Origin of the sequence: Vibrio sp. V38_P2S17PM301 (genome assembly GCF_009904845.1) — a bacterium.
GTDB classification, from domain to species: Bacteria; Pseudomonadota; Gammaproteobacteria; order Enterobacterales; family Vibrionaceae; genus Vibrio; species Vibrio proteolyticus.
Window position 1 is genome coordinate 1 of record NZ_WXWO01000011.1, and the last position, 14,349, is coordinate 14,349.

The 14,349-nt window shown below is 52.6% G+C and carries 10 protein-coding genes; 6 read left to right on the forward strand and 4 right to left on the reverse strand.

Going from position 1 to position 14,349, the window contains the following annotated elements:
* Positions 1–180: 180 nt before the first annotated feature.
* The 4 genes from CAG64_RS02455 to CAG64_RS02470 all read left to right on the forward strand — a co-directional run bounded on the left by CAG64_RS02455 (position 181) and on the right by CAG64_RS02470 (position 4,905).
* A complete protein-coding gene (locus CAG64_RS02455; protein ID WP_161457557.1) occupies positions 181–2,718 on the forward strand; it encodes a glycosyl hydrolase family 18 protein in 2,538 nt (845 codons plus the stop codon).
* Between the two features lie 119 nt (positions 2,719–2,837).
* Complete coding sequence (locus tag CAG64_RS02460) at positions 2,838–3,218, forward strand: GntR family transcriptional regulator (RefSeq protein WP_161457556.1); 381 nt, start codon at positions 2,838–2,840, stop codon at positions 3,216–3,218.
* Positions 3,206–4,075, forward strand: coding sequence for an ATP-binding cassette domain-containing protein (locus CAG64_RS02465; protein WP_161457559.1), 870 nt, complete (start codon positions 3,206–3,208; stop codon positions 4,073–4,075). Before CAG64_RS02460 ends, CAG64_RS02465 begins: the two co-directional genes overlap by 13 nt.
* Complete coding sequence (locus CAG64_RS02470; protein WP_161457558.1) at positions 4,075–4,905, forward strand: hypothetical protein; 831 nt, start codon at positions 4,075–4,077, stop codon at positions 4,903–4,905. Before CAG64_RS02465 ends, CAG64_RS02470 begins: the two co-directional genes overlap by 1 nt.
* A gap of 54 nt (positions 4,906–4,959) precedes the next feature.
* On the opposite strand, the gene CAG64_RS02475 is transcribed toward CAG64_RS02470, so the two are convergent.
* The 4 genes from CAG64_RS02475 to CAG64_RS02490 form a co-directional block, all read right to left on the reverse strand.
* Entirely contained in the window at positions 4,960–7,941 is a 2,982-nt protein-coding gene (locus CAG64_RS02475) for an amino acid adenylation domain-containing protein (RefSeq protein WP_161457555.1), read from the reverse strand.
* A gap of 189 nt (positions 7,942–8,130) precedes the next feature.
* Complete coding sequence (locus CAG64_RS02480) at positions 8,131–10,581, reverse strand: trimethylamine-N-oxide reductase 2 (RefSeq protein ID WP_161457554.1); 2,451 nt, start codon at positions 10,579–10,581, stop codon at positions 8,131–8,133.
* 20 nt (positions 10,582–10,601) lie between these two features.
* Positions 10,602–11,696, reverse strand: a complete 1,095-nt coding sequence (locus tag CAG64_RS02485) for a NapC/NirT family cytochrome c (protein WP_161453473.1) — start codon at positions 11,694–11,696, stop codon at positions 10,602–10,604.
* A 336-nt stretch (positions 11,697–12,032) separates the two neighbouring features.
* The gene (locus CAG64_RS02490) at positions 12,033–12,689 is read right to left on the reverse strand and encodes a cupin domain-containing protein (RefSeq protein ID WP_161452540.1); all 657 of its coding nucleotides are present in this window, start codon (positions 12,687–12,689) and stop codon (positions 12,033–12,035) included.
* A 105-nt stretch (positions 12,690–12,794) separates the two neighbouring features.
* Here CAG64_RS02490 and CAG64_RS02495 point away from each other — a divergent pair, with 105 nt between their 5' ends.
* Together CAG64_RS02495 and CAG64_RS23575 are read left to right on the forward strand one after the other, a co-directional pair.
* Positions 12,795–13,721: a Gfo/Idh/MocA family protein gene (locus CAG64_RS02495; protein ID WP_021707459.1), complete on the forward strand. Its 927-nt coding sequence runs from the start codon at positions 12,795–12,797 to the stop codon at positions 13,719–13,721.
* Between the two features lie 149 nt (positions 13,722–13,870).
* Complete coding sequence (locus CAG64_RS23575) at positions 13,871–14,047, forward strand: hypothetical protein (RefSeq protein WP_021707460.1); 177 nt, start codon at positions 13,871–13,873, stop codon at positions 14,045–14,047.
* The last annotated feature ends 302 nt before the right edge of the window (positions 14,048–14,349 follow it).

The window sequence follows — 14,349 nt, forward strand, 5'->3', positions numbered from 1 at the left end:
CTATTTTTTCGTCTTGACTCGAATAGTGTTTTAATTTTTTTCAATTAAAAAAAAGTCTCTCGAATACTGTTGGGTATCTTCACTGCATTGGTGAAGATTTGGCTGCTCGCAGGCCTGGGGTGAACACACCAGTTAAAGGGCGATTGCGGGTGAAACAGACAAGGAATGAGAGAAATAGGTATGAATCGTATTACTTTGTGCGCCGCGAGTATCGCAATGGCACTATCTGGCGCTGCGATGGCTGCACCTGCGGCTCCTAGTATTGACGTCTATGGTTCCAACAATCTTCAGTTTTCCAAGATAGAGCTGGCGATGGAAACCACCGCGGGATACAACCAAATGGTGAAATATCACGACCAAGCGGATATCACCATTAAGTTCAATCAGTGGAGTGGCACCACCGGCGACACCTACAAAATTTTATTTGATGGCGTGGAAGTGGCGACTGGCCCGATCACCGGCAGTCAAACGACCGCCAGTTTCAAATATGGCCAAGGTGGCTTATACCAGATGACCGTCGAAGCGTGTGATGCCAGTGGTTGTAGTGCCAGTGCGCCTGCTGAGCTGGTTGTCGCCGACACTGATGGCTCACATCTGAAACCGCTGACCATGAATGTGGATCCCAACAACAAAACCTACAACACCGACCCAAATACCGTTGTCGGGACTTACTTTGTAGAGTGGGGCATCTATGGCCGCAACTATACCGTGGACAATATCCCGGCAGACAACCTGACCCACATCCTGTATGGCTTTATCCCAATTTGTGGTCCGAACGAGTCTGTCAAGCAAGTGGGCGGTAACAGCTACAACGCGTTAATGACGGCGTGTAACGGTGTGCCGGACTACGAAGTGGTGATTCATGACCCTTGGGCGGCGTATCAGAAGAGTTTTTCGCAAGCTGGTCACGAGTACAGCTCACCGATCAAAGGCAACTACGCCATGTTGATGGCGCTCAAACAGCGCAATCCGGATCTTAAGATCATCCCGTCAATCGGCGGTTGGACACTGTCTGATCCGTTCTTTGACTTTACCACCAAAGCCAACCGCGACACATTTGTTGCGTCGGTGAAACGTTTCCTGACAACATGGAAATTCTATGATGGTGTCGACATTGACTGGGAATTCCCTGGCGGCGGCGGCGCGGCGCCGGATCTGGGTGATCCAGTCAATGACGGCCCGGCATACGTGGCGTTGATGCGCGAATTGCGAGCCATGTTGGATGAACTGGAAGCAGAGACGGGTCGCACCTACGAACTGACGTCTGCAATTGGTGTGGGCTACGACAAGATCGAAGACGTGAACTACGGCGAAGCGGTACAGTATATGGACTACATCTTCGCCATGACGTACGACTTCTACGGCGGCTGGAACAACGTGCTGGGCCATCAGACAGCACTCAACTGTGGCACGTTCATGCGCCCTGGTCAGTGTGATGGCTCCGGCGTCGATGAAAACGGCGAACCGTACAAAGGTCCGGCTTACACCGCGGATAACGGCATTCAGCTGTTGCTTGCACAGGGTGTGCCAGCGAACAAACTGGTGCTGGGTACGGCGATGTACGGCCGTGGCTGGGAAGGTGTCACACCTGGTTCTCTGAGCGATCCGAACGATCCGATGACCGGTGTGGGTAACGGCAAGCTGAAAGGCACTACCGCGAAAGGCGTGTGGGAAGAGGGCGTCATTGATTACAAAGGCGTGAAATCTTACATGCTGGGGCCAGATGGCACAGGCATCAATGGCTTCGAGTATGGCTATGATGCGCAAGCCGAAGCGCCTTGGGTGTGGAACCGTTCCACTGGTCAGCTGATCACGTTTGACGACCACCGCTCTGTGCTGGCGAAAGGCGCTTACGCTCGCAGTCTGGGGCTGGCGGGTCTGTTTTCATGGGAAATTGATGCGGATAATGGCGATATCCTGAACGCCATGCATGAAGGCTTGGCGGGGGATCCTCCTGCCAATCGAGCACCAACGGCTTCCGCTGGCGTTGATGTGACGGTGACTGGTCCGGCTAGTGTGACACTGGACGGCAGCGCATCGCGAGACTCCGATGGCACGATCGCCAGCTACCAATGGCAACAAGTGGCGGGTACGCCAGTGACGCTGACAAGCGCCAACACAGCACAAGCCAGTTTCAATGTGGCCGAAGTCGCTGCGACGGAAACCCTGACGTTCGAATTGACTGTGACCGACAATGATGGTGCTTCAGCATCGGATCAAGTGGTCGTAACGGTACAGCCAAAAGGCACTGAACCAGAAAATAACGCTCCGGTAGCGGCTGTCTCTGCGCCAGCCAATGCTGTCGCGGGTGAGCTGGTGGTGGTGGATGCGTCGGCATCCAGCGATGCTGACAACGATACACTGACGTTCAGCTGGGATGTCCCTGCTGGTGTGAATGCAACCATCGATGGCGCTACCCTGAGCTTTGTGGCGGCTGAATATACGCAAGACACATCGCTGCAGTTCACGGTCACCGTGAGTGATGGCAAAGTGGCCGCGTCGGCGTCAACCACGGTGGTCGTTGCGAAGAAAGACACCGGCGGCGGCACGTGCACTAATCTGTGGGAGACTGCGGGAGTGTACAACGGCGGCGATCAAGTTACATGGGCAGCGAAGGTCTGGGAAGCCAAATGGTGGACCACCGGAGAAGAGCCTGGAACAACGGGTGAGTGGGGCGTTTGGAAAGAGATCGGTCCGGCAGATTGCACGACCAACTGATCCCACGTTCAACATGTGAATTAAGAAACTCCACCTTCGGGTGGAGTTTTTTTATTGGCGGCTTTTAATTATGGTGTTATATATAGGTATAACACCATATCAATGAGAGGACCCAGGATTTGACGGAATGGCAGGATAACCAACCGATTTTTCGTCAATTGGCGGATCAGATCACCCGACAGATTCTGCAGGGAGTCTGGGCCGAAGGCGAAGCACTACCTTCGGTGCGGAGCGTGTCCGCTGATATGAAAATCAATCACTTAACTGTAATGAAAGGGTATCAACTTTTGGTTGATGAAGGTCTGGTAGAAAAACGTCGTGGTCAGGGTATGTTTGTCTCTGCGGGGGCGACGACCAAGCTGGCTGAGGCGGAGCGCGCCTCTTTTATCCAACAGCAGATCCCGCAGATTGCAGCCACATTAACTCGTTTGGGTATGCCGCTGGACGATTTCGTCGAGCTGCTCCAACCCCATTTACAAGGTGATCCATCATGCCGTTAGTCAGTGTGAAACATGTTTCGAAGCTCTATGCCGGTCGCGAAGCGACACAAGGTGAAGCGCTGCACGATATCAGCTTTGAACTGCGTGGCGGCCAGGTGCTGGGGCTTCTCGGTCACAACGGTGCCGGGAAGTCTACTCTGATCAAAGCGTTGCTTGGCGCACATCACTATCAGGGTGATATTCGCATTAACGATCTGGAGCCGATTGCGCACCGCGCAGAGCTGATGGCGCATCTTTCTTACATCTCGGATGTCAATGTACTGCCAGAATGGATGACGGTGGCTCAATTGCTCAAATATGTCGAGGGTGTGCATCCCAGCTTTGACATTAATAAAGCGCAGACGATGTTGGCCAAGACGGACATTGTTGCCCGCGCAAAAGTTCGGGCGCTGTCTAAGGGGATGAAAGTCCAGCTTCATTTGGCGATTGTGATTGCGACGGACACTCAGGTACTGATTCTGGACGAACCAACTCTGGGGCTGGATCTGGTGTACCGTGATACGTTTTATCGTCATCTGCTGGAATGGTTTCACGACGGTGAGCGAACGCTGATCATCGCCAGCCATGAGGTCGCTGAGATTGAACACCTGCTGACCGATGTACTGATCCTCAAACATGGCCATGCGGTTATGCAAAGCTCCATGGATGAGCTCAGTGAGCGTTATTTTATTTTGGATGCCAGTGATGATCATGCGGCGCAGATCCGGGCTCTGAACCCCTTATCGTCTCAGAAAGCATTGGGTAGTACGCGCTGGTTATTGGATGCCAGGCATGCTGCCAGCGTGGCCGACTTAGGTTCTGTTTACAGTGTAAAATTGGCCGATTTGTTTTTGGCCCTGCAAAAGGAGGCTGCGTGATGCGAGCGAGTATGGCGATGCTGGAAAAAGAGTGGCTGGAAAACCGGGTGGTGCTGTACATCCCGTTGTTTGTGATGATATGTGGACTGGCTTTGTTTGCCAGCCTGCTGACCAACGCGACCATTCAACACAATCTGTTTTTTGAACTGAGTTTCGGTGACAACAGCGGACCCTTTGATCTTGAGTTGAATGACAGCCTGAACACATTGGTCATGGGCGGGGCGGGGTTGGTCTCTTTGATATTGGCAAGTCTGTATTTTCCTAAAACGCTGCGCAAAGCGCGTCAGGAAGGCAGTTTGATGTTTTGGCGCAGTATGCCGGTCAGTGATGTGAAAACGTTACTGGTGAAGCTGGGGTTTGGTTTGTTGGCCATTCCACTGGTGTGTTCGGCTCTGGTACTGGCAGCCGATTTGCTGTTGTGGCTGTTAAACCTGTCGACAGACAATCAGCTGAATGGGTTGTATAAACAGGTGGCGTTGAGCTTTGTCCTCATGCACTGGCTGGAGTTCATTTTGCGCATGGCGTTAGTGGGGGTTCTGGTTATGCCACTGGCGCTGACCGCGATGGCGATCTCTCAGCGGGTCAATTCCCCGATCTTGGTGATGGTAGTGGCAATTTACGCATTGAAATGGATGTCGATCGGTTTGTTTGATTTTTACGGCATCAGCGATTTCTTCACGGCTATTTTCGCGTTGCCGATGCACGCGCTGCTCGGTTCGAATCCGTTGAACGCGGTGGCGGAAGCTGGAGCATGGAACGTCAGTCTGTATGTGATCATCGGCGTGATTGCCGCCATCACGAGTCTGAGACTGAGCAAAACTGTCGATTAATTCCTTTAAGAAAAGGCGCTGAGTATTCAGCGCCTTTTTCGTCCCCCCGCTCGGTTATGCGTTCAGCGGTCGATAGCCGAAGGAAGCCTCCAGATACCGTGCCAGCATCGCTTTATCAAACACGGGCTCCTCAATGGTGCTGCCACGAAGAAAACGAGCGGTGTTCTGGTTATCAAAAATATACGTATCCTGATAGAGCTCGACCGTGGAGAGTCCGTCCACCACATTGTCTTTAAACAAGCTAAGCAGCGGATATAACGGCGCGTTGCTATCTTGCTCCCATTGGGCACGCCACTCAGGGTAGGGCATCCTTTTCAATGACAGATCAAAGCTGTTATTCAATCGCTGAAAGAACGCTTCAAGCGAGAGGTTGTTGCTGTGTTGATGAATGAGATTGAACTTCAACCCCAGTGCTTTAGGGTTACGGCTGATGTAGGCGATAGCCTGGGTCATGTAATCGACCGTGGTCAGCCCTTCGTAAAGGTCTCTCAGCTGCGGCGCTGAGCCGGTCTGCAGACAAGTTTCAACTAGGCGCCCCCACCACTGATAGTTGGCGCTGACCCCGGTTTGGCTGTGGCACGTCGCGTAACCGAGGCGAAAGGTCATCACGGGCAAACCCGAGTGGGCCGCCTGATCCGCGATTTTCTCCATTACCCATTTGCTGCGCACGTAGCCGATGTCGGCGCTGACCGCCGCTAAGTTCTGATCAATATCATCGTGCTCGTACATGACGCGTTTGCCGGTAAACCGTTGTCCCCAGCTGTAAACCGAAATGGTTGAGAGCAGCACCAAAGGTTTGGTTTTGTGCTCTGCAGCAAAGGCGATGATTTGTTGCAGCCCCTGAACGTTGTCACGTCGCATGTAGGAATAGGGCTGAATAAAATTGACGGCACTGGCGCTGTGGTAAATCACATCGACTTGTTGACACAGCGCGTCGTAAGTGGCGTCCAGCAATCCCAGATGCGTATCCGCGATGTCACCCGCCAGCGGTTGGATGCGTTCCAGTTGATGTTCTGACAACTCAATTCGGTAGCGTTTCAGGACATCCAGAAGACGTTGTCCGGCATGTTCTGGTGAGCGTCCCCGCACCAAGCAACAGATATTCGCATTTGTTGTGCGGAGTAACTCGGCCAATAAATGAGCCCCGACAAAACCGGTCGCGCCGGTCAGCAGAATCAGTTGTGGCGCTGACAACTGATGGTCGTTGCATGGTGCTGAAATTTTCCATCCCGATGGCAATTGAATATCTTGCTGTAACACCTGAGAAGGTTCGCGATCCAGATCGGATGGCTGCGCATGACGTCGTGTTTCCAGAGCGGCTGCCAGGGCGTTGAGCGAGGGGTACTCGTACACATCCCGGACGTACGTTTTGATGCCCAACCGACGGCTGACTTGAGTGATCATGCTGACGGCCAACAACGAGTCCCCACCAATATCAAAAAACGCATTCTGAGGGCGAATATCATTTACCCCCAGTAACTCTGACCATACGGCCGCTATGGCAGCCTGTGTGTCAGTGAGCGCTTCCGACGGGGTCATAACCTCTGCGGCAAGGCGGGTTTCAAGATCTTGCGTTAACCGATTCAGATCCACTTTACCATTCTCCGTTAAGGGGAAATGGGTCAGCACTTCGATGAAGTTGGGTTGAAAATAGTCCGGTAGTGACGTTTTCAGGTGCTGACGCAGCTTGGTTTTAAGGTTGTCAGGCTCTTCCTGACTGGTGACAAAGGCCGCAATGCGTTTCGAGTGGGCAGATTCTGGGTGAATCACCCGTGTTGCCACGTGGGTGATCTCCGGTAGTTCTTGGACCACGCGGTTCAGCTCAGCCAGTTCAATCCGGTTACCTCGGATTTTAATCTGATCGTCCAGTCGGCCCAGATACTGATATTGACCGTTGTCGAGCTCAATCACCCGGTCGCCGCTGCGAAACAGCACTTCCTGGCATAATGTTGGCAGGCGGACGAATTTGCTCTGATTGAGTTCAGGTGCGTTGAGGTAACCCTGTGCCACGCCGGGGCCGGTGATGTAGAGTTCTCCGGCTTGGCCCCGTGCGACCGGTTGCTGTCGTTCATCAAGGACAAACAGACGTGCTCCGGCGACAGGGTAGCCGATGCTGGCTGGCTGATTGCGGCGACGACATTCCACCAGATGACAGGTGGTGAAGATTGTGGTTTCGGTTGGTCCGTAGTAGTCGACCAGGGTATATGGGATGCCTTGCAAGTCTACCGGACTGAGTTTCTCGCCGGCGGTAAACAGATATTGTAGGTTGAGATTGTCCGGCTGCGGTGCGGCGAGAACCTCCGGTACCATCACGGTTGGCACAAACGCATGGGTTAGCTGATGGTGAGCAAAGTTCTCCAGCAGCGCATGAGGATCGAGCCGGATATCGTCATCAGGCAGACAGAGCGTAGCCCCACAGCACAGCGGAGACCATATTTCCCACTGAGCGACATCAAAGCTGATCCCGGCCATTAACGACGATCGGCTGGCACAAGACATGGCGAAGCGTTGATTGTGGCAGTGGATCAGATTCCACAACGAGGCGTGGGAAATCATTACGCCTTTTGGTGCACCAGTGGTGCCGGAAGTGAAAATCACGTACGCCGTCATCGACGCAGAAACCGTAGTGGTTTTACGAGGATAGTGAGGCAATTTATCCAGCGTGTTGATGGCAATGAGCGGCTTATCGGTGTCGTCTGGCAGGATATCGCTGCGACTGGTTAAGATCAGTGGTGCGTCGATCTGGTCGAGGATCGTCTGCACCCTTTTGTCCGGATAGCGTGCGTCAATCGGGACATAGGCAGCGCCGGCTTTGAGAATGGCCAGCACGCCGATGATCAGTTCAGCGTCGCGGTGAGCGATCAGTGGCACGAGATCGTTCGGCTTAACGCCCTGATGCTGGATCAGCCCGCACAGTTTGTCGCTGAGTTGGTCCAGTTGCTGATAGCTTAAAGTGTGCTGGGAGGTAACCAGCGCTGTGTGGTGGGGATATAAGTCTTTTTGATGAGCGAATTGATCGAGTACGGTCAGAGTCATAATGAACTCCTGTTGTGTTATCGAGAAAGGCAACGACAAGAGTGTAGGGTGATTAACCCTGTTTATTTTAAGGGAATGTACGATATAAGATCTGGCTCATAAAGGTAAGCGGAATAATCACGTGATTGGTCATTAATCTGGTTGGGACAATAAAAAAGCCGACGTTGCGCCGGCTTTGAACGTACGGACTTATCCGTTTTTTGGTGGTATGAAAGCCGTCAGCTCTAACTCTGGTCCGGTGTACTTCTCAATCCGTACCAGAGCTGAGTTGGCAGCGCAGCCGTTGGCCAGACGTGATGTCGGGATGTCGAGTGTCAGCACGTTCGCGCCGCCGTTTTTACAGATCCCGGTCTGTTGATCCAGATCTGGCCAGCCGCCTTCGTGGATACAAACGGAGCCCTGTTTGATGCGGTCTGTTACCTGAGCACCGACCAGCACCTGACCACGGCCATTGAATGCGCGCACCAGATCGCCGGTTTTGATTCCGCGTGCCTCGGCATCGTGCGGGTGAATCCAGATCGGCTCCCGGTTGGCAATCGCGTAGTCATCGCGCAGCTTAGCGTAGTTGAACTGACTGTGCAGGCGATCCGCCGCGTGTGCTGTCATCAACTGCAATTCATCCGGTTGGGCGTTGCCGGTGTATTCAGTCGGTTCCAGCCAGGTTGGATGTGGAGGGCAGTCTTTGAGGCCGAATCCTTCGATGGTTTTCGAGTAGATTTCAATTTTACCGCTAGGCGTGCCAAGTGGATTAAGTATCGGATTCTCACGGAAGTCGGCATATCGCACGAACTGGGCATTTTTCTCGTTCCACTTCATTTCGATCAGCTGATTCTCTTGCCAGAACTGGCTGAAATTCGGCATGGCGACCCGGGCTCCGCGTCCGCTTTGCTGTGCCGCTTTGTAGAAACCATACAGCCACTCCATTTCCGTTTTTCCTTCGGTAAAGACTTCGTAGCCACCCGGTTTGATCAGCTCAGCCATGTCAGCAAACACATCGAAATCGTTGCGCGCTTCGCCCTGCGGCTCGACCACTTGTTTCATTGGCACCAGATGTTGGTTGCTGTAGTCACCCGTCATGGTCAGGTCATTACGTTCAAACGTGGTGGTGATCGGCAGCACAACATCGGCATGTTTCGCGGCCGCCGTCCAGTAAGGCTCTGAAATGACGATTAGCTCAGGCTTTTGCCAGGCGTTGATCAGGCGGTTGGTGTCCTGGTGATGGGTGAAGTTGGCACCGCCTGCCCACCAGATCATTTTGATGTCCGGGAAGATCAGTTCATGTCCGTTGTGCTGGTATGGGGCACCCGGATTCTCCAGTGCTTCGACAATACGAGCCACCGGGAAGCTTTGCACTGCCCCAGACACCGCCCAATCATTCCCGGCCGACGAGCCGCCGCCGATCGAGGCTGAAATGGCGGGCAAAACGCCAGCGTCGCGTGCGGGGTTGCCGCCGTTGGAATAGTGGTAAGAGAAACCAAATCCACCGCCTGGCAGACCGATCTGACCCAGTATGGCGGCCAGTGTCACTAACATCCAATGGCGCTGCTCACCGTATTGCTGGCGCTGCATTCCCCAGCCGGCCATCAGCATTGTGCGGTTTTTGCTGAAGATATCGGCCAGCACGGTCAATTGCTTGGCGGGGACACCACAGATGCCGGCCGCCCATTCGGCGCTTTTTTCTACGCCATCTTCTTTCCCGAGCAGGTAGGCCTCGAACTGGTCGTAGCCGGCGGTGTATTTATCGAGAAACGCTTTGTCGTGTTTGCCTTGGACGATCAGCGTATGGGCAATACCCATCATCATGGCAACATCGGTCATCGGGTGCGGGGCTACCCACTGCGCATTGTCACCGAAAAACTCGACGGTTTCTGAACGAATCGGGTCGATCGCAATCACGGTTTTACCGGACTTTTTCAACTGGTGGAAAAATTCCAATCCGGCGCAGTCGGTTGATGTCCAGGCAATCTTCAGCGTGTTAATCGGGTTCAGCCCCCACAGAACCACGACATCACTGTGTTCCAGAACGACAGGGTAGGTGGTTTGCTGTTCGTATACCTCGATTGAGCCAACCACGTGCGGCATGATCACTTGTGCCGCACCGGTTGAGTAGTCACCCAGATGACCAGAATAGCCACCGGCCAGGCTCATGTAGCGCTGCAGCAGGGTTTGGGCTTTGTGCAAAATACCGCTTGAGCGCCAGCCATAAGAACCGGCGAAAACCGACGACGGACCATACTGTTTCCGAATGCGCATGTGCTGTTCGTGAATCAGTTTGTACGCGTCATCCCAAGATACGCGGACAAACTCATCTTTACCACGCAGACCCTGAGGGGCTGCCGGGTTGGCCAAAAATCCTTTGCGCACCATCGGGTATTTGACTCGCGCTTTGGTGTAGACCTGGTCCGGCCCGGTGCTTTGCAGGCTGTTTGGAACGGTTTGTGCCAGCGCATTGGTGGTGGACACCAGTTTGCCATCTTTGACTTCACACAGCATCGGCCCCATGCGGCCTGCGGTCAGAACACCAGATCCGCGTTGTTGGGAAGCGGCCAGTGAAACAGGGGAGAATGACGTGAACGCCAGCGCACCTGCTGCGGTCATTCCGGTACCTTTAAGAAAGCCGCGACGAGAGATATCAGTCATAGTTTTATCCTTCATATTCCTTAGTGACCTACCACATCTTTCGCGTGGTGCTGGAAGAACTTGGTGAGAATTTCCAGGTTCTGGTCGGTAATATCCGTCCGTTCCCCCATACTCTTCGCAACCGGACCCCAGGCATTCACCGTGAAGTGATTGGCCGGGATTTTGGCGTGACACGTTGAACAGTAAACATTGTCCAGCTCTTCCGCGTATTGCCATATTGGATCTAAGGTATCCAGAACCGGCTCAGTAATGTTGGCGGTCAGGGTGACTTCACGCCATTCATTCCCGTAAGCGTCGGCTTGGAAGTCCCCCGCTTGCAACGCTTTTTGCCCAGCATCGGTCAGGGTGGCGACGATGGAGCGCTGTCCTTCACCCATATACAGAACCTGTTCGGCTCCTTTCATCTGGTAGGCATTTAAGGTCACTGTGCGGTTATCACCATCGGCTTTAACTACGTCCAGTTTGGTGGTGGGGTTGATGGTACCAAGATCGCCCATCGCAATCGTCGTGGCGGGATAAACTGTGGTCGCACCCGGGGCTGTTTGCTTGGTAAAGCCTATCAGGGTATCGAAGGCTTTACTGTCGAGCTGAGCTTCCGGAGCAAAGTGAGCTACGCCTTTGTGACAGTCAATACAGGTTTGATTGTTGGCCACGGCGTATTCGTGCATTTTCGCCGCATCACGGGATTGTTCATATTGCTCCATGGCACCGAAATCGTGACAAGAGCGGCAGGTGGCGGAGTCGTTGGCACGGAATTGGTCCCACACCATTTCGGCCAGTTCTTTGCGGTGTGTTTCGTATTTCTCCGCTGTATCGATCTTACCAGTGACAAACTCATGGTAGATGTCTTTGGTGGCGCGGATCTTGGTCACCAGATAACTCATTGGGTCGGTTGGAATGTGACAGTCGGCACACTCTGCGCGAATCCCCTTGGCATTGCTGAAGTGAACAGAACCCTGGTACTCCTTATACGGTATTTCCATTGAGTGGCAGGAAAGACAAAATTCGGTACTAGAGGTGTAGTGCATCACCGCCGCCGAACCCCCTAGTGTCAGCCAGCCGATACCAATACCGACGGCCGCGATCAGTGCGATATAACGTTTTTTTATAGACATAGTTTTTAATATCTTCTAACAGATTTACACATTGCATCACAAAGTGTAGCCCTTTAGAGGTAGGTCGTGTTGACGCTGATCATATCCTTGAATAAAGCAGGGATTTTTTTGCAATTATTGCAATGGCTCAAAATAAATTTTTGATACTTATGGGATTTTATTGTTAATTACAGGTTTCTTATTCTGGATTCTGTCTATAATTTATCGCTATAAATCATCATTATGAATGCTTTATCGGCAGAAAACGCCGCACAGGTAAGCTGTCCAACGAAGTGAGAGCGGCCCATCGATGTCAGGCATGTTTTTGTGGTCATAACGGGTGCGGAGCATGCGGCATCAGCGCGGGGCAAGGTGACCGGTTTTGCACCAGATGACGGTTTCCTGTTTGACGAACAGATGGTGCGCGTTGCCTTGTGGATTGCGAATCCAACAACCTGACGGGTATGCCCCGAATTCATCGTTTAACGTACCGCTCAGCACCAGGATTTCTTCACCACCGCCATTGGCCGGACACCATTGCTCGCCCGCATTCAGCTTGAGCAATCGAACGTGTTCATCGCCGAACTCATGCAGTGATCGCTCCTGAATCCCCTCTGAATTGGTTTGCCAGGGGACGTTGTTGGTCGCGATACGCACCTCCGACAGATCGTCTTGACTGAACTGATTGAGTTTGACCAGAATTACACAGCCTTCCTGACTAAATGGGGCGTGTTGGCTACCGGGGGGATTGCGCAGATAACTGCCGGCCGGATAATCACCGTGTTCATCGGAAAACACACCTTTAAGCACCAGAATTTCTTCCCCTAAGGGGTGTGGATGGGGACGAAATGTGCAGCCAGGATCGTAGCGCACCACACTCGTCGTGTGGCCGGATTCCCGGGCCTCGCGCTCCAGTGGTTTACGCCACACTCCGGGTGCTGGACTGGACTGCCAGATCTGTTGTGCCGTGTGGATGACCACTCGCTGCGAAAAATCCATATTGAGATGATTCATGCTGCCTTACCCCGTTGCGGATTATGTTAAGGTTATCTCATATCGGATGGGGCTGCCGCAATTCTGCGCAGACAACGCCACCGCACAGGCAGTGAAAGGATCAGCATGAAAATAGGAATCATCGGTCTGGGCGATATTGCCCAGAAAGCATATCTACCCGTCATGGCGCAGTTAGAAGGGATCGAATTGGTGTTTTGCACCCGCAACCTCAAGACTCTGACCCAACTGGCGCAGCGCTATAGGGTAAACGAATATTGTCAGGATTATCGGACGTTGCTTAACATGCAAGTGGATGCAGTAATGATCCATGCCGCGACTCAGGTGCACGTTGAAATCGCCGCATTTTTCCTCGAACAGGGCATTCCAACGTTCGTGGATAAGCCGCTCGCAGACAGTGCAGAGGAGGTGGAGTCGCTCTATCAACTGGCCGGAAAAGTTAACCAGCCATTGTATGTCGGTTTTAACCGCCGTCACATTCCGTTGTTCAATCAACATGTGCCCGAACTGGGGCATCACCAGTGCGGTGAGCTGCTGGCGTTGCGCTGGGAAAAACACCGCCATGCGCAGCCAGGCGATGTGCGCACGTTCATTTTCGACGATTTTATTCATCCGCTCGACAGCGTCAATCTCGACGCCAGAGACGGCCTTGAAGATGTTCACATCACCTGGCAAAAGCAGGGCCATCAGCTTGGGCGCCTTGATGTGCAATGGCAAGCGGGGGAGACATTACTGCACGCTTCGATGAATCGTCAGTTCGGTATGACCACTGAAACGGTCTCGGCCGATTACCTCAATCGCGGTGTACGCTTTGATTCGTTCGTTGCAGGCAGAGACTGGCGTCAGGGGCAGGAATGCAGGTTGATGTTGCCGGATTGGACGCCGATGCTAACCAGTAAGGGCTTCGAAGCGATGATTCACGACTGGATCAGGGTGGTGGAACAAGGGCGTTTGCCTCATAAGGTGGCCGAACGTAATGTGGCCAGCCATCGGTTAGCGGACGCAGTATGCCGGAAAATAGAACAATTGTTTTAACTGAGATAAGAAAAAATAATACGCAATCATGTGCTTATTGTGGTGGCCGGAGTTTTGTGCTCTGGTTGCGCCGTGGTTTGATGAATCTTCACTATACTTTCACTGTGAACAGTGAGTAGACCAGTGGTTAGAGGACCTGAGGAGGCAACATGGAACTGCGGAATAAAACGGGTGAAGTTACTCATCTGGCAGACAATCTGACGCTAAAAGAAGTTAAAGAGATGGGATTTACTATCGACTTGTGCGATGAGTCTTACGATCCGAATGAACATTGGCAGGCGAAAGCCGATCGTTCACGCCAGCAAAGGCAATACCCTGACGAATAAACACGTAGCATAAACCGAGTCTCTTAGGCTCGGTTTTTTGTTGCCTCTCATACGTAACTCTCATTCCGTGTACTCCACCCTCCTCCATGTCTGTTGGCTCTTGATGCGAATAACGCCATTTTTTATTTTGTTATTGCCTTTAAATACATTTTTGTTAATAACGTTGTTGTTTGAGATGTCAATTTTATGCAATGTAAGCAGGAATATTCTTATTCGTAAGACAAGTAAGTCATAACCGAAATTTATAATTCTGACTTCGTTAGGTTTTATTTTAGCGTGTTGCTACAGGAATGGTCTTATAT